The organism is Paenimyroides baculatum (genome assembly GCF_008629655.1).
Lineage (GTDB): Bacteria > Bacteroidota > Bacteroidia > Flavobacteriales > Flavobacteriaceae > Flavobacterium > Flavobacterium baculatum.
The window spans coordinates 222,476-238,748 of record NZ_VWSG01000001.1 but is presented as its reverse complement, the minus strand read 5'-3'; the positions used below and the strand labels follow the sequence as shown (position 1 = coordinate 238,748).

Annotated in this window: 15 protein-coding genes; 7 read left to right on the top strand and 8 right to left on the bottom strand. The window is 34.1% G+C overall.

The window, feature by feature from the left end:
- Positions 1–10: 10 nt before the first annotated feature.
- Positions 11–3,157 carry a UvrD-helicase domain-containing protein gene (locus F0460_RS01205; RefSeq protein WP_190304070.1) on the bottom strand — a complete coding sequence of 1,049 codons (3,147 nt, stop codon included), beginning with the start codon at positions 3,155–3,157 and terminating at the stop codon, positions 11–13.
- Positions 3,158–3,263: 106 nt separating this feature from the next.
- Here F0460_RS01205 and F0460_RS01200 point away from each other — a divergent pair, with 106 nt between their 5' ends.
- Positions 3,264–3,869 (top strand): superoxide dismutase, encoded by a 606-nt coding sequence (locus F0460_RS01200; RefSeq protein WP_150009488.1) that lies wholly within the window; start codon positions 3,264–3,266, stop codon positions 3,867–3,869.
- A gap of 51 nt (positions 3,870–3,920) precedes the next feature.
- Here F0460_RS01200 and F0460_RS01195 read toward each other — a convergent pair whose 3' ends face one another.
- Positions 3,921–4,310: a hypothetical protein gene (locus tag F0460_RS01195; protein WP_150009487.1), complete on the bottom strand. Its 390-nt coding sequence runs from the start codon at positions 4,308–4,310 to the stop codon at positions 3,921–3,923.
- A gap of 304 nt (positions 4,311–4,614) precedes the next feature.
- On the opposite strand from F0460_RS01195, the gene F0460_RS01190 reads away from it, so the two are divergent.
- The 3 genes from F0460_RS01190 to F0460_RS01180 all read left to right on the top strand — a co-directional run bounded on the left by F0460_RS01190 (position 4,615) and on the right by F0460_RS01180 (position 8,284).
- Complete coding sequence (locus F0460_RS01190) at positions 4,615–5,697, top strand: endonuclease/exonuclease/phosphatase family protein (RefSeq protein ID WP_150009486.1); 1,083 nt, start codon at positions 4,615–4,617, stop codon at positions 5,695–5,697.
- Between the two features lie 33 nt (positions 5,698–5,730).
- The gene (locus tag F0460_RS01185) at positions 5,731–6,135 is read left to right on the top strand and encodes a hypothetical protein (RefSeq protein ID WP_150009485.1); all 405 of its coding nucleotides are present in this window, start codon (positions 5,731–5,733) and stop codon (positions 6,133–6,135) included.
- A gap of 109 nt (positions 6,136–6,244) precedes the next feature.
- The gene (locus F0460_RS01180; RefSeq protein WP_150009484.1) at positions 6,245–8,284 is read left to right on the top strand and encodes a dipeptidyl-peptidase 3 family protein; all 2,040 of its coding nucleotides are present in this window, start codon (positions 6,245–6,247) and stop codon (positions 8,282–8,284) included.
- 34 nt (positions 8,285–8,318) lie between these two features.
- On the opposite strand, the gene F0460_RS01175 is transcribed toward F0460_RS01180, so the two are convergent.
- Complete coding sequence (locus F0460_RS01175) at positions 8,319–9,908, bottom strand: class I SAM-dependent methyltransferase (protein WP_150009483.1); 1,590 nt, start codon at positions 9,906–9,908, stop codon at positions 8,319–8,321.
- Positions 9,909–10,091: 183 nt separating this feature from the next.
- Between F0460_RS01175 and F0460_RS01170 the strand changes: the two genes are divergently transcribed.
- Genes F0460_RS01170 through F0460_RS01160 form a run of 3 tightly spaced genes read left to right on the top strand, consistent with a single transcriptional unit; the run spans position 10,092 to position 12,062 of the window.
- On the top strand, positions 10,092–10,775 hold the full coding sequence (locus F0460_RS01170) for an energy transducer TonB (protein WP_150009482.1): 684 nt from the start codon (positions 10,092–10,094) through the stop codon (positions 10,773–10,775).
- 2 nt (positions 10,776–10,777) lie between these two features.
- The gene (locus F0460_RS01165) at positions 10,778–11,488 is read left to right on the top strand and encodes an energy transducer TonB (protein ID WP_150009481.1); all 711 of its coding nucleotides are present in this window, start codon (positions 10,778–10,780) and stop codon (positions 11,486–11,488) included.
- A gap of 40 nt (positions 11,489–11,528) precedes the next feature.
- Positions 11,529–12,062 (top strand): pyridoxamine 5'-phosphate oxidase family protein, encoded by a 534-nt coding sequence (locus F0460_RS01160; protein ID WP_150009480.1) that lies wholly within the window; start codon positions 11,529–11,531, stop codon positions 12,060–12,062.
- A gap of 39 nt (positions 12,063–12,101) precedes the next feature.
- Here the strand turns inward: F0460_RS01160 and F0460_RS01155 are convergent, their stop codons facing one another.
- From F0460_RS01155 to F0460_RS01135, 5 genes are all read right to left on the bottom strand, one after another.
- Positions 12,102–12,869 (bottom strand): cyclase family protein, encoded by a 768-nt coding sequence (locus F0460_RS01155; RefSeq protein ID WP_150009479.1) that lies wholly within the window; start codon positions 12,867–12,869, stop codon positions 12,102–12,104.
- Positions 12,870–12,913: 44 nt separating this feature from the next.
- Positions 12,914–13,543, bottom strand: coding sequence for a hypothetical protein (locus F0460_RS01150; protein WP_150009478.1), 630 nt, complete (start codon positions 13,541–13,543; stop codon positions 12,914–12,916).
- Positions 13,544–13,585: 42 nt separating this feature from the next.
- The gene (gene hemW, locus F0460_RS01145; protein WP_150009477.1) at positions 13,586–14,728 is read right to left on the bottom strand and encodes a radical SAM family heme chaperone HemW; all 1,143 of its coding nucleotides are present in this window, start codon (positions 14,726–14,728) and stop codon (positions 13,586–13,588) included.
- Complete coding sequence (gene ruvC, locus F0460_RS01140) at positions 14,728–15,285, bottom strand: crossover junction endodeoxyribonuclease RuvC (RefSeq protein ID WP_150009918.1); 558 nt, start codon at positions 15,283–15,285, stop codon at positions 14,728–14,730. The genes hemW and ruvC overlap by 1 nt, the downstream gene beginning before the upstream one ends.
- A 133-nt stretch (positions 15,286–15,418) precedes the next feature.
- Entirely contained in the window at positions 15,419–16,261 is an 843-nt protein-coding gene (locus tag F0460_RS01135; RefSeq protein ID WP_150009476.1) for an isoaspartyl peptidase/L-asparaginase, read from the bottom strand.
- Positions 16,262–16,273 lie beyond the last annotated feature (12 nt).

The following is a 16,273-nucleotide window of genomic DNA, read 5'->3' as shown; positions in this document are numbered from 1 at the left end:
GATTGATAGGTTACAAATTTATTATTTTTAAATCGTCTTGAATATACAATAGCGTCTTTTTTGCGATTTCGTAGCCCATTTCTTCAATTGCCAAGGCATAATCGTTAATTTGTTTGGTATATTTTGCTTGTTCTTCACCCGTTTTATAGTCGATGATATACGCTTTATTTCCGCTTATGGCAACGCGATCTGGTTTTATGTTTTTGAACGATTCATGCAAAATTGGTCTTTCGTTGTAAATGATATTTTCTTTATTGAAGAAAGGTTGTAAATCTGTATGCTGAACAATTTCTGTGATTTTTTCTGATATTTCGATTTCTTCCGTTGAGGGCAACATTCCTTTTGAAACTGCATTTTTAACCACAAAAGCGATATCATCAACCGTAATAATTTCAGCCAAAAGTTCGTGTATTAAATTTCCTTTTTCAATGGCGTGCTGTTGCTTGGTATCCCACATAATTGCTTCGCGCTTAGCAATTTTTATTACCGATTGATCTATTGGTTTTTCGACCGATTTTATCACGATTGGTTTTAAATGTTGATCGGTTTTTTCGGCAGAAACTTTAATTGCTTCTCCAAAAGGATAATTTAATTCATTTTCAGAAAATCGACCTAAATCTTCTAAATACGTCACAAAAAATGCAGCCAATGTATTTGGCAACGTTCCGGTTTTAGATCTTTTATAATTACTGATAATGTACAATTGTTCTTCGGCACGCGTTAACGCCACATACAAAACATTTAAATTATCCAACAGTTCTTCTTGCTTTTTTTGATCGAATAAACGTTGCGCTGTTTCGCCATACATTTTCACGTCGTTTTTTAGATCGACCAATGCTTTAGGGATAACCAATTGATCGTTTTCTTCTAAATCGACCCAAATTTTATCGCGTGATTTCGAAAAATCTTCATCGGCAAACGGATAAATCACCACCGGAAATTCCAATCCTTTTGATTTATGAACTGTCATTAACCGCACTGCATTTTCATTTTCAGGCGACGGAATGCTCAATTTATGATAATTCTGTTCCCAATAATTTAGAAAATCGGCTATTGTGGATTGATTTTTTACGGTTCGTTCTAAAATCAAATCCAGAAAATACTGTACATAAGCTTCGGTTTTTTTGGTCGGAATAAATGCCGAAACCATTAATTCTACCGCAACGTACAAATTGTTTTTACGGAGTTCTTTAAAGTTGATTTCAATGCCGAACGTTTTCAAATAATTCTGAAAATCGGTTTCATTATCCATCAACATTCCCTTCACGATAACATCGTGTACTTTTGCATCTTTCAGAATAAATCGTCCAACATAATATAAAATCAGTGCTTTTGCTTCTTTATCGTGGTTGTTCTTTAAAAATCGCAACAAATTCAACAGTAACTGCACTTCGGTAGCGTTATTGATCAACAAAGTTTCCGACGATAAAATTCGAATTCCGTTTTTTGTTAAATGATTTGCAACCTTAACGCCGTCTTTACTTTTGCGCGTTAAAACCACAATATCGCCCAACGAAAAACCTTGATCCAACACGCTTTCAATCGTTTTTAAAACTTCGCTCAGGTACAAATCGTCTTTTGTAACCTCATCGTCGACCAACAAATCGTTGTTTAAAAACGAAATATTTACGAAACCGCCTTTTCTGGAATTTGTGTTTTGATGCGAATAATTTTCGTACAGATTTTGATACGCTTGGTTATTGAACTGATTCGCCAGAAACTTAAAAATTCCATTGTTAAATTCGATCACTTGCGAAAAACTGCGGTAGTTGGTATCTAAACTTATGGTTGCTTTTGATGGATTTGAAAACGGATTTTCGCCATCGCTCAACTGCATAAACTGCTCTGCCTTGCCGCCGCGCCAACGATAAATTGCCTGTTTTGGATCGCCCACAATCATTAACGAGCCTTCTTTGCCAAAATCATCGGCTCCGGAAAGTGCGTTATCAATCAACGGAATTAGATTTTGCCATTGCATTTCGGACGTGTCCTGAAATTCATCAATAAAAAAATGTCGGTATTTTTCGCCCAACCGCTCATAAATAAAAGGCGCTGGCTGATTTTTTAATTCTTCGTAAATAATTTTGTTGAACTGCGATATAGAAAGAATCTGTTGTTCGTTCTGAATGCGTTTAATTTCGTTACTGATGGAATTCAACAATGAAAGCGGTACCAAATTTTTCAGGAAAGCTTCATAGAAATAAATCTTTCCAAACAGCGGATAAATCTTTTTTGTAATCGCCAATAAATCGGGAATTAATTGCTCTATTGCCTCTTTGTCTTTGGCGGTTTTATTGATTTTAATATCATCAAACTCGTAATATTTTTTGTTGGCGTTGTTGTAGTTTCCATCAACAATTCCTATTAAATGTTTTGGAAAATAACCACCGCTAAACGATTTATTGTCGATACCATTCGTTTCCAGCAACTGCAACGCATTTTGAGCCAACGCAACTGTTTCGGCTTTTAACTGATTGATCTGATCGTGCAACCAATTTTTTAGCGACAAGAACGTTTGCATTTCAATGTTCTCAAAAGCTTCCAGTTCTTGTTTGTTGTTTTCGTTCAATAACAAACGACCTATTTCCATTAACTCATTGGTAACATCCCAACTTTTATCATCATCGGCTTTACTGATTGAAAAATCGACCAATAATTTCGTCAATTCTTCATCAACACCGGCTTGCGCAATCAAAGCATCAACAGCTTCCTGCAACAACGCTTCGGTATCTAACGAAACTTCAAAATGAAAAGGCAGATTCAAATCAAACGCAAACGAACGAATTACTTTGTGCGTGAATTTATCAATTGTAGAAATATCGAAACCCGCATAATTATGAATGATGTTCTTTAAAATCTTTTTAGATTTTTCGCGAATATAGGCTTCGGTAAAAGTTGTTTCGGCAACAATTTGTTCCAACAATCGGTATTCTTTCAGCGGAATTTCGTTCAATGTAAACGCATAAATACACGAAACAATACGCGATTTCATTTCGTTCACCGCTTTGTTTGTAAAGGTAATTGCAAGCACATTTCGGTAAGCATCGTCTTTATTAGAATATCCCAACAAAATTTTAAGATACTCTTTTACAAGCGTATGCGTTTTTCCGGCGCCTGCCGATGCGTTATAAATGGTAAAGGCTTTTTTTTCCAAGATACTTTATAAAAATGTTAACAAAGAAGACACATAATAATTTTTGTTGTCGTTGTATTTTGTTTAAATTTGAAATAAAAATAATACTAATCTTTAAACTATTATAGTTATGGCTTTCGAATTACCAAAATTACCATATTCTTACGACGCTTTAGAGCCTCATATTGACGCTAGAACAATGGAAATTCACTACTCTAAACATCACCAAGCATACACAACAAACTTAAATGCAGCTATTGAAGGAACTGATTTAGCAGGAAAATCTATCGAAGATATTTTAAAAAATTTAGATTTAAACAACAAACCTGTTCGTAATAACGGTGGTGGTTTTTACAACCACAACTTATTTTGGGAAATTATGGCGCCAAACGCAGGTGGCGAACCAACTGGTGAATTAGCTACTGCAATTAATGAAACTTTTGGATCATTCGATGCTTTTAAAGATGCTTTTGCTAAAGCTGGTGCTACACAATTTGGATCGGGCTGGGCTTGGTTATGTGTTAAAAACGGTAAGTTAGAAGTTTGCGCTACTGCAAACCAAGACAACCCTTTAATGCCAGGAATTGGATGTGAAGGTATGCCTATTTTAGGTTTAGATGTTTGGGAACATGCTTATTACTTAAACTACCAAAACCGCAGACCAGATTATATTAATGCATTTTTTAATGTTGTTAACTGGGATGCAGTTGCAAAAAAATATGCAGACGCTAAATAATTAAATTAGTGTTTTAATAAAAAAATCGCCTTTAAAAGGCGATTTTTTTGTTTAATCATACAACTCCTCACCTTCGTTAACTTTATCTTTCAAATCAGATAAATTTCCTTTTCTTGATTTTTTCAATCCTTTTAAATCAGTGATTTTGTTTTCTGATTCAATCACTTTAATTCCTGCTTCTAATTTGTCTACTTCTAAAAAATAGGTATCGTAAACAACATACTTTATTCCGTTGTTTGTAAAAGCTAAATATTTTAATTCCATTGCAGAATTTTTAATACCTCCACCTCTACTCCAACCAGAATATTCAAACTTCTTAAAACTCGAAAAATCTTTTTCTTTAGGATATTCTAATTCAATTTTATTTTTTGAACCATATCTATAAACAATATACTTCTCGTCTTTATCAATACAAACCGACAATTGCTTACCGTTTTTCATTTTAAGTTGATAAACCAATTTTTCGTTTTTTAACTGATAGCTTGTTTTTGAACTTTTATCAAACTGAAATATTGAAAAGAATAAAATTGAATATAACACAACAAGTTTTACCATCTTCTTTTTCTTAAAAATATAAAAATTAACTTTACAATATATATCTACTTCAAAATAATTTATCAAACCGAACGGCAAACAACACTCGCACGCAACAAAATATCACTTTAACAGTTAAAAGATCGTAACTATTTGTCGTTGGTTATAAAATGCTTGATTTTAAATTTTTAGATTTGTAAAAAAGACCGTAATGGAAATTGCTTTTTATAGCTTATCAACCCTTTTAATTTTTGCATCGTTAATTCCGCTTGTACAAGATCAACATTGGTTTTTCAGGATTTTCGATTTTGGTAAAGTCCAAATTTTAGTATTACAATTCATCGTTTTCATTGCTGCCTGGGCGTTTCTGCAAAAAACCACCGGCTTTTACATTACACAATTAATTTTGGTAGGTTGTATGGTTTACGAAATTTATCTGCTGTACCCGTACACACCTTTTTATAAGATCGAAAAAAAGGTAAAAACCAATAAATCGTCTGAAAGCATTAAGATTGTTTCCACCAATATTTATCAGTTTAATAAAGAATACGATCGTTTTTTGAAGTTTTTAGAGAACGAAAATCCCGACATTATTCTTACAATAGAATCGAACAAAGATTGGGAAGATGCATTACAGGCTTTAAAACCGAACTATCCGTATTTTTGTGAAATTGGTTTAGAAAACACTTATGGAATGCATCTGTATTCTAAAATTGAAATGGTCGATTGCCAGAAACATTATTTTGTTGCAGACGATATTCCGAGTATTGAAGCTACTTTTAAAACAAAAGACGGCTTTGAGGTTGTGTTTTTTGGCGTGCATCCGCCACCGCCAAGTCCAACCGAAGAAGAAAATGCAAAAGAACGCGATGGCGAATTATTGTCGGTTGCAAAAAAAGTCAAAGAAAATCATAAACCTACCATAGTAATTGGTGATTTTAATAATGTAGCTTGGGCAAAATCATCGATATTATTCAGAAAAACATCAGGAACTATCGATCCAAGAATCGGTCGTGGTTTAATATCAACTTTTCATGCAAAATACCGTTTGCTTCGTTTTCCGATTGATCAAATGTTTCATACCACCGATATTTTTGTGGAAGAATTAAAAGCGATGCCAACAGTTGGATCTGATCATTTGCCTTTGTACTGCAAGTTTTTTATCGATAAAATAAACGACGATCAGGAAGATTTGGTGGAACATTTGGAAAAAGACGACCGCGAAGAAGTTTCTGAAATGATTGAAGAAGGAAAAGCCGAAGAAAGCGACCGCGAAACTGTTGTTACCGAATAATTTATTTATCTTTACCACATAAACTGCTAGTTAATGAAAGCATATATATCGGTTGATACAATTACAAGAAAATCTTTAGGAAAAGAAATTATTGCACTGGGCATGGCAATGAGTACGGCGAATGTGGAACAGTTTATCTTTGTTGATAAATATCCGTTTGAAGCCGGTCAGGAAGCCGACCTAATGCAGAAAGCTATGAAAGAAATAGATTCTAGCAACTTTTTAATTATCGAAGCTACATCGGTTAACGTTACGTCGTGTATCGAACTGGGTTATGCAAAAGCAAAGCGTAAACCTATTGTTTATCTGCAAAAAGCCGAAGCCGAAACTAACGAATTACTTTTTGCTTTAAGTAATTTCCATATTTTGTATTCAAGTCCCAAAGATCTGTTCGATCAGTTAAACGAATTTCTTAAAAACGTTTTACCGCAAAATTAATAAGCTTTGAAAATTTCAAAGCTCTTTTTTTATACAGCGGTTTCAATTTCGTTAAAACTTCAAAACATAAATTTTAATATATTTGTTTTTAATAATACAACTATTAAGCATGAAATTTAGTCAGTTTACCATTATAGCAATAGCCGTTGCGAGTTTAACAGCCTGCAACAAAACCGATAAAACAAGTAAATATAAAAGCGTTACAGACAGTTTACAAAGCGTGAAATTCGAAACAGAACAGTTCGCGGACGTTCAGGTCTTGAAGTACGATATTCCGGGTTGGGAAAAACTGACCTTGAAAGAGAAAAAACTGGTGTATTATCTGGCACAGGCTGGCTATTCGGGTCGCGATATCTTTTGGGATCAAAACTACAAATACAACTTAAAAATACGTACGGCGCTTGAAAATGTTTACAAAAACTACAAAGGCGATAAAAACAGCGAAAACTGGAAAAATTTCGAGATTTATTTAAAACGCATCTGGTTTTCTAACGGAATTCATCATCATTATTCAAACAGTAAAATCAAACCAGATTTCCCGCAAACATATCTTCAGAAATTATTGAAAGAAACAAAAACAAATTTAGACGCAAGTATTGTTGAAGTTCTTTTTAATGAAGTCGATGGCAAAAAAGTGAATTTAAACGAATCGAAAGGTTTGGTACAGGGTTCTGCGGTTAATTTTTACGGAAAAGGCTTAAATGCAAAAGATGTAGAACGTTTTTACGGAAGTATGATTCCTGCTGACACCTTACGACCTTTATCTACCGGATTGAATTCAAAATTAGTAAGAACAGAATCGGGTAAAATAGAAGAACGCGTTTGGAAAAGTGGCGGAATGTACGGTGCTGCCATTGATAAAATTGTTTATTGGTTAGAAAAAGCGGTAGAAGTTGCCGAAAACAAACCACAAGCCGATGCGTTGAAGATTTTGATTGATTTCTACAAAACCGGCGATCTTAAAAAATGGGACGATTACAACGTGGCTTGGGTAAAAGCTACCGAAGGAAATATTGATTACATCAACGGATTTATCGAAGTTTATAATGATCCATTGGGACATAAAGCATCATATGAATCAACAGTTCAGATTAAAGATTTCGACATGTCGGCAAAAATGGAAGTTATTTCCAAAAGCGCGCAGTGGTTTGAAGACAGTTCGCCTTTAATGCCCGAACATAAAAAGAAAAACGTGGTAGGTGTATCTTATAAAACCGTAATTGTGGCTGCCGAAAGTGGCGATACGTCACCGGCAACGCCAATTGGTGTGAACCTGCCTAATGCAGACTGGATTCGTGCTGAACACGGTTCAAAATCAATTTCGTTAGGAAACATCATAGATGCGTACAACAAAGCTGGCGGCGGCGATAAATTAAAGGAATTTGCCTTTGATGAAAACGAAATTAAACTATCGCAGCGTTACAGTGAACTGGCTGATAAACTGCATACGGCTTTACATGAAGTGATCGGGCATGCGTCGGGGCAATTAAATCCGGGAGTTGGTACGCCAAGAGAAACACTGAAAAGTTACGCATCTACTTTAGAAGAAGGTCGTGCCGATTTGGTTGCGCTTTACTATTTGTACGATAAAAAAATTCAGGATTTAGGGATGGTTGATAATTGGCAAAATCTGGGAATGACCGCTTATAACGATTATATCCGCAACGGTTTAATGACACAATTGGTTCGCATTGAACCGGGTCAGGATATCGAAGAAGCTCACATGCGTAACCGCCAGTGGGTTTCTGCTTGGGTTTTTGAAAAAGGAAAAGAATTCAATGTGATTGAAAAAGTGGTTCGAGACAATAAAACCTACTTTAAAATAAATGATTACGCGCGTTTACATGATTTATTCGGACAATTGTTGCGTGAAACACAACGTATAAAATCAGAAGGAGATTTTAAAGCTGCAAAAGATCTTGTTGAAAATTACGGAGTAAAAGTTGACAAACAACTGCACAAAGAAGTGTTGGAACGAAGCAAAAAATTCAACACGGCACCTTACCGCGGTTTTGTAAATCCGGTATTGGTTCCAATTACGAACGACAAAGGAGAAATCACCGATATTGTGGTAACTTACCCTAAAACGTTTGCAGAACAAATGTTGTATTATTCTAAAAACTACAATTTTCTTCCGTTAGAAAATTAATCATAAAAATACCGCTCATAAAAGCGGTATTTTTTTATTTTATCAAATGAATACTGATGTTTGAACGTTCATCGGCAGGATATTTTCGAGTATAATTATCATCAACAGATAATCCCGAACGTTTTACACATTCTTCAAAAACGTCCAATTCCAAAATATACTGATCCGAAAAACCGTGCGTAGCATCATAAGCTGTGGCGGCTGTTAATCCGATATTTTTGGATGTTATTGCAGAATCTATCGTATGAAGTTCAATCACCAACAATCCGAATTTAGAAATAAAAGGTTGCCATTTTTGTAAATGTTCTACCAAACTTTGTTCCACCCATTCATTCGGTAACAATAGTCCGTTGGTTGCATAAGCTCCGGTTGAAAGACTTTCTTCCAAACCTTCAGTCTTTACGGGTTGCTCCCAAATTCTGTTATGGTCTAAAAAGGTTCGCATATTCAACAAATCGTTCAGTTCAATATTGTACTCGTCTTTTAAATCGGCAGCCAATTGTACCGGATTTCCAATATCGCCCCAAATAACTTTTGCCCAAATATCGTTGGCAATTAAATTAGCACGCGTAATTTTCAAAGCTTCCTGATTATAATCGGCACCAACCAAAAACAACGGATGTGTTTCCAAATGTTTTCCACGCAAGGTTCGGTTTTCAATTGTTTCGAACAAATGTTCCAGCAAAGCACCGTTACCGCAGCCCATATCTAAAATTCCTTTTGGCTGTTCATTTAACGGTTTGTTGAAAATTTCAATGATCAACTCATCAACCGCTTTAAAATAAGTTGCGTGTGCACCACCACTTCCCCAAACATTCATGGCTCTGTCAACATGAATTTCCTGCTGTCCTCCTTTGTCTTGTTTTACTTCTGAAACATTTCCGAACAACAGATGCTGCATTTGAGACAACATTGGCAAATAAGAAACCGTAACGCCGTACGAAGTTGCTCTTCGTGCAAAAAACAAGCCTTGATCTGTGAAACTGTAGTTATTGTTTTTCTTGTTGAACCAACATAAATGCGTCAAAAAATCGAGCAATTTTTCAAAGCTTTCTGGATCTTTATGATATTCTTCTGCCTTAAAACTCGATTCCATAAAATATTTGTGGAACATTCCGTTCATTCCCAAACGAACAATTGTGGGTCCAACCAAACAACCTTCTACATAATAATTCAGCTGTTTGCGAATTTCATTGTCTTCATCATTCAATGCCGAAGGTAAAAGTGTATCGTTCTGATAACTTTCTAACAACGGTTTCAGTTTTAAAAATGGTTCTTTTTCGAACAAACGATTATGAAATCCTTGCGAAAATTGGATCATTTCCATGACCGGTTTCAATGAGTCTGCATAACGCAACATTTGATTGAACTTTGATGTTTTTTCAACAAAAAGCTTCGGTTTAACTTGATAATTCAAGAAACCTTGCGATGCTAATACGCGTAATGCCACATTTAAGTAGCCTTCATTCGCATTAAATTGCGTAGCCAGTTCGCTCAAAGTTACTTTATCATTGTTCGAAATAAACTGTAATATATCAGCATTATGAAGCGTAACCAAAATCGGCAACGTTACAATTCCGTCTAAATGACGAAAAATAACACTTCGTAAATCTTTTTTATCCATAAATATGTAAATCTTCTTTCATTTCACTACTCGAATAAATTTGTAGCGACGACTATTTTTTAATCTTCACAAAATTAATAAACTTTATTTTACAACGATCTTTTTTATGATTTTTTTTAAGGTTGATCCACTCCTAATCTATAACAGCAAGAACAATTTTATTATTTTTGCAAAAAACTAATCATGAAAAACATACTACTTTTACTTTTTGTAATTGTTTTCTCTTTAAAAATAGAAGCACAAACTGTTGAAGCTTCAACAACCATTCCCACAAACGAGTATTTAGATCTATTGGCTGCCAATCTGGAAATTCCTGAAGAAATTAACAAGAAATACCAAAACAGTTCAATTGACATCACTTTTATTCTAACAATTACCAAAGACGGATCAGTTTTTAATCCGAAAATTCAAAATGATTCACTTCAATTAGAATCGAACCTTAAAAAAGCAATTGAAAAATTACCAAAATGGAATCCTAAAACCGAAGATGGTATTACAGTTGTTTCTAGAAAAGCTTTTAATTTGGTTATACCTGTAGATCAAATCATTGAAGAACAACCAATCGCTGGAAAAATTTACACGAAAGCTACACCAAAAGATGGCTTGGAAAAATTCATGAAACGATTTATGGAAGAATTTAAATTTGATAGTAAAAAGGTGGACTATGATATTAAAATGCGATTAAGATTCTTTGTTGAAAAAGACGGCACACTTTCAAACGTAGAAGTAGTACAAGCTAATACTCCATTGTTTCATTCAGAAGCAATAAGCGTAATAAAATCAACTAGATGGAATCCCGCAATTGAAAATGGCAAACCGGTTCGATCAAGTTTTACTATTCCAATTACAATTAAATATCAAAATTAACCATGAAAAACACACTACTTTTACTTTTTACAATTCTTACCAACGTCGTTTCATCTGCTCAAGACTCAAAAGCTACACCACCTTACGAAGCCACACAATACGTTCAAAACATTATTCAGGAACTAAATATACCCGATGAAACTTTTGATAAAATGCGCGGCAAAGACAATATTATTCAGGTAAAATTGTTTTTAAACGATAAAGGCGAAGTTACAAAAGCAAGTATTCCAAAAGATGAATTTGAGCTTGAAGCATTGATCGTTCCTATCATTAAACAACTTCCAAATTTCAATCCTGCAATAGTAGACGGTACAGCTAAAGCGAGTTTATACAACTTATCTTTTGTGATAAACGAATACAATTATTACAAAGCCGTACGCTATAAAGCAACACCAATAAACGGCATGAAAAAGTTTAGTGAAAAAGTTAGCAACAACTTTTATATAACCGATCAGGAACGTTCGAATTTAAGTGTGGCGAAAACTAAAACGACGCTTGATATTGCTATTGATTTTATTATTGAAAAAGACGGATCGGTTTCCAACTTTAAAATGGTTGATCCGGAATTGGAATATTTTCAAAAACGGATAATGCAAGCAGTAAAACGCGCAGCTAAAAAATGGATTCCTGCAACAATAAACGGATCGCCTGTTCGTACAAAATTCACTTATACGCTAACAATCAGAGTTGATTTTCATTCTTTAAACATATAAAACCGATATAAATACTTATTTTTGTAAAAATTTTTCTAACATGAGTACACACGACACACAACAAGCACACAAAGAGGTAAAGCCTATTGCACCGAAAGTAAAAGAATTGGTTGCAAATTCAAAATCGATCATTTTAGGAACGGTTGATGCAGAAGGTAATCCAAATTCAAGCTACGCACCTTTCGTAAAAATAGACAATACGTTCTACATTTTGGTTTCTTTCATGGCGCGCCATACTAAAAACTTAAGAGATCAGAAAAAAGTTTCTATGATGTTTATTGCAGATGAAGATGCTTCTAAACAGATTTATGCTCGCGAGCGTTTAACTTTTGATGCAACTACAACGCAAATTGAAAGAGATTCTGACCAATGGAACACTGTTATTGCGCTTTTAAAAGAAACACACGGAAAAGTTGTTGAAGTAATTGCACCAATGGAAGATTTTATCTTAATCGCTGTAAACCCTTTAAAAGGTGCTTATGTAAACGGTTTTGGTAGTGCTTATTTTGTTGACGAAAACTTGGATGTTTTAGAACACAGAAACGATATTAATCACGGTCAAAAACAAGATTAATCACATATAAAACTCCTTCAAATTGAAGGAGTTTCTTTTTTATAGCACTTTATAAATTACGGGTTTGCTTGGCGATGCATCATTTTCGAACGATGCAATCTGTAGGTTTAAAATGTACGAACCATCTGCAACTTCATTGTCAATAAAAACCAACTCGGTAATCGTACAGTTAAAACGCGCATCGGCATTCACTTCGTCTACATTTTTTACATTCCAAAAGGCTTTGTGAGCCAATAATTTACCTTCGTCAACTTCTTTATCAACACTTGGCAAATCAATAAGCAAATGTTCTACACCTATTTCCCTTATAAAAACAGCCGCTTCTTCTGATAAATAAGCCGGATTTGTATTAGAATAATTTTTATGTTTCTTTTCGTTTGAATTTGGAAGCGTTCTTATGATTAAAGCTTCAGATATTTTACCATTCAATGCCTTTTCAATCTGATTTTTTGTGATAACAAAATCATTATCAATCATTTCAGGTTCAATAGAAATTAATTCGGCTGTAAAAAAGAAGGTTTTTAATGTTTGATTGATTGAATAAAAATCTTTTGTAATATGACCCAAACATTCGGTATGCGTTCCATGTCCGTGCGGATTGAACAAAATATTATTAAAGTTTGTAGATGATTTTCCCGATGCTACACTGCCAACAAAATCGCCCATAACCACCGGATTTATTTCGGGCTGATCTAAATACCACGCAATTGGGTTTTGTTCGTTATTTTGAATAGGTAAAGAAATATCGATTGGTTTCGACAGATCAATTTCGTATGTTGTGTTGTTATGTTGTATGGTTGTTTTCATTTTTATATTTTTTGTTTGCCACAGATGCCCGGATTAAATTATAATTATTTTTTTCTAAAATAATAACTATAATCATCATGTAACAAGCTTTCAAAGTCTAATTTATAAATCTCGTTTACAAAATCAATCATATCCAAATTATATAAATTATTTTCTAAAGTTAAAACTTTACAATATTTAGTTTCTATGCATCTAGAATTAATTATAAGCTTATCATTTCTTTCCGCTAAATTGAATTTATATTGTTTATTACCATTTGTTATTAAAGTAATATCTATTCCAATTGAATATCCATCACCAAATTCATAAAAAAGTATAGCTCCAACTTCATAAATATCATCATCTTTTTTTTCTAGATTTATTCCTCTGCGATCAATTCTTATTTCAAAGTAAGAATTTTTCTGTTTATCATGTATTAAAACGTAACCTCCTGAATTATATCCTCCAAAATCTTTATTTTTTAAATTATGATCTATAATTACGGGAAGAAATATTACAAAATTATCAACATTAGCTAATTCAACAAAACTGAAATTATTTATTGTTATAACATCATTCCCTGAAAAAGTTTTTCCTTTTTTTAAAATCGTTTCAAATCTTCGAAAGGATAAATTTTCTTGACATATTGCATCAAAACTACATAATGTAAATAATACTAAAATAATAAATTTCATCTTTTTAATTTTAAAATCATCCGTGCATCTGTGGGAATTTCATCAATCAATCCAAAATAATTCACTTGCAATTCCGTCACAAAAGAATTTACCTTTTAAAGTCGTTTTTAAAATAGTATTTTCAATAATAAGTTTTTCGTTTGTAAGAAATATGTCGGCATTTTTCAGCAAATAATCTAAATAATCACTTCCAAAATCGGTTTTAATCTTTTCTAACGATACACCCCAAACCGTTCGTAAACCGGTCATTACATATTCGTTGTATCGATCATTTTTTGATAGAACTTCAACTTCGTTTGGTAATTTATCTTGCTGAATGGCGTTTATGTACAGTGAATTATTGGCGATGTTCCAAGATCGGTTTTCGCCGTTAAAACTATGCGCAGACGGACCAATTCCTAAATATTTTTTCCCTAACCAATAGGCAGAATTATTTTTTGAGAAATAATCGAGCTTACCAAAATTAGATAATTCGTAATGAATAAACCCAGCTTTTTCTAGCATTTCAATCATCAACAAAAAATGTTCGTGTGCAATTCCGTCGTCTGGTGTGGGGATTTTTCCGTTTTTAATTAAGGTAGCCAATGCCGTTTTCGGTTCAACCGTTAATGCATAACTCGATATGTGCGGAATATTTAAATTTAACGCTTTTTGTACGTTTTGTTGCCAACGATCAACTGTCATTTCGGGAATTCCGTAAATTAAATCAATCGAAATATTATCAAAATACTTTTTGGCTTCCTGTAAAGAATTCCATGCTTCATTTGCATTGTGCGCCCGATTCATCATTCTTAAATCTTCATCAAAAAACGATTGTATTCCGATACTTAAACGATTTATTTTAGATAGTGAAAGCTCTTTAATTCGATCTGCAGATAAATCATCAGGATTGGCTTCCAACGTAATTTCAGGATTTTCTGCAACATCAAACAACTGATAAATTTCATCAATTAAGAGATTAATTTCATTGTTAGATATAACGCTTGGAGTTCCACCACCAAAATAAATGGTTTCTATTTGGTTCTCGACTCCGCTCGAACTGACAAATTCATCTTTTCGTAAGAAAAGTTCTCGACGCAAAGCCGAAATCATCTCCTCTTTCTTTTTTAACGAGGTAGAAAAATGAAAATCGCAATAATGGCACGCCTGCTTGCAAAAAGGAATATGTAGGTAAATGCCCGCCATTATTTTTTAATTACACGGTCTGTATTTTGACTTACGAAGGCATCCCAACCCGAATAACTTTTGCCAACAACGGTTTTGCCCGAATTAAAAAAGTGACAAACTGCTGCTGCCAAACCATCGGTAGAATCAAGGTTTTTAGGTAGTTCTTTTAAACCCAACAATTGCTGTAACATTTTCGCAACCTGTTCTTTACTGGCGTTTCCGTTACCGGTAATTGCCATTTTAATTTTCTTGGGTTCGTATTCTGTTACTGGAATTTGGCGCGACAATCCGGCTGCCATAGCAACACCTTGTGCCCTACCCAATTTTAACATCGATTGCACATTTTTTCCAAAAAACGGAGCTTCGATCGCAATTTCATCGGGATGATGTGTATCGATCAGTTCAATGGTTCGTTCAAAAATGCGCTGTAATTTTAAGTACGGATCGGTCATTTTGGCAAGATTCAGTTCGTTAAGCTGTATAAATTCCATAGAATTTTTTACAACCTTAATTAAACCAAAACCCATAATTGTAGTTCCGGGATCAATCCCTAATATAATTCGTTCTGCAGCCAAAATAGTCTTTGTTGATTTACATAATGTAAAATTTAAAACATAATCCATTCATTATCAAAAAGATAATAAATTAAATTTTACCAACGAAAGTTACAACTATTATTTAAAGATTTTGCAATGATTTGATTTCTATTTACTGAAAAACCTGTTCATTAACACCATCAAAACTAGCGAAAACCATACTTGGATGCGAATCTTGATGCAGCATATTTCCATTATTATCAATGGCTATTGCACCGGCAAAACCATCGTAAGGTTTTAATTCGGCAAAGGTTTTTTCAAACGCTTTTTCTAATGAAAATCCATCGGTAACGCGGGTTACAATTTTTGCAGCTACGGCTCCGCTTACAATATCTTCACCAACACCCGTTAAACTTACACCACAAAATTCGTTAGCATAATTTCCTGCTACGGTTGCAGAATCGGAGATTCTTCCCGGAATTTCAAAACCTTTTCCGCCAGTTGAAGTCGCTACTGCAATTTTTCCGTCTTTATCTAAAGCAACGCAACCAACGGTTCCTGTTCCTAACGATTTTACTTTTGCTTCGTATTCACTTCTTCGCTGAGGAATTTCAGTTGAAAACGCTTCAAATCCATTTTGTCTGGCAAAGTTTGTAGCTCCGCTTCCACCTAAAATTCGATCGTCAACCTTCATCAACACTTGCGCTACCTGAATCGGATTTTTTACTTCTTCGATATTAATAACACCGCTCATTTTCTGCGATTCGCCATCCATTAAAGAAGCACTCATTCTGATTTTTCCGTCAGATTGAATTTGCGAGCCAATTCCGGCATTAAACAATTCATCGTCTTCTAACTGCGAAACCGCGTAAACCACCGTTTCTAATGCCGAATGATTTAGCAGATACGCATACGAATCTTTCACAATGCGTAAAAGTGCTTGTTGCTTTGCAATTTTTGTTTCTGAACTTGTAGATGATTCAGAAAAAAAACCGCCATGTATAATGATTTTCATTACTTAGTTGTT

What these genes read in the sequence shown, in the direction of transcription:
- F0460_RS01200 (WP_150009488.1), top strand. Translation starts at nt 3,264, where the DNA reads ATGGCTTTCGAATTACCAAAATTACCATATTCTTACGACGCTTTAGAG.
- F0460_RS01195 (WP_150009487.1), bottom strand. Translation starts at nt 4,310, where the DNA reads ATGAAAAACGGTAAGCAATTGTCGGTTTGTATTGATAAAGACGAGAAG.
- F0460_RS01190 (WP_150009486.1), top strand. Translation starts at nt 4,615, where the DNA reads ATGGAAATTGCTTTTTATAGCTTATCAACCCTTTTAATTTTTGCATCG.
- F0460_RS01185 (WP_150009485.1), top strand. Translation starts at nt 5,731, where the DNA reads ATGAAAGCATATATATCGGTTGATACAATTACAAGAAAATCTTTAGGA.
- F0460_RS01180 (WP_150009484.1), top strand. Translation starts at nt 6,245, where the DNA reads ATGAAATTTAGTCAGTTTACCATTATAGCAATAGCCGTTGCGAGTTTA.
- F0460_RS01175 (WP_150009483.1), bottom strand. Translation starts at nt 9,908, where the DNA reads ATGGATAAAAAAGATTTACGAAGTGTTATTTTTCGTCATTTAGACGGA.
- F0460_RS01170 (WP_150009482.1), top strand. Translation starts at nt 10,092, where the DNA reads ATGAAAAACATACTACTTTTACTTTTTGTAATTGTTTTCTCTTTAAAA.
- F0460_RS01165 (WP_150009481.1), top strand. Translation starts at nt 10,778, where the DNA reads ATGAAAAACACACTACTTTTACTTTTTACAATTCTTACCAACGTCGTT.
- F0460_RS01160 (WP_150009480.1), top strand. Translation starts at nt 11,529, where the DNA reads ATGAGTACACACGACACACAACAAGCACACAAAGAGGTAAAGCCTATT.
- F0460_RS01155 (WP_150009479.1), bottom strand. Translation starts at nt 12,869, where the DNA reads ATGAAAACAACCATACAACATAACAACACAACATACGAAATTGATCTG.
- F0460_RS01150 (WP_150009478.1), bottom strand. Translation starts at nt 13,543, where the DNA reads ATGAAATTTATTATTTTAGTATTATTTACATTATGTAGTTTTGATGCA.
- hemW (WP_150009477.1), bottom strand. Translation starts at nt 14,728, where the DNA reads ATGGCGGGCATTTACCTACATATTCCTTTTTGCAAGCAGGCGTGCCAT.
- F0460_RS01135 (WP_150009476.1), bottom strand. Translation starts at nt 16,261, where the DNA reads ATGAAAATCATTATACATGGCGGTTTTTTTTCTGAATCATCTACAAGT.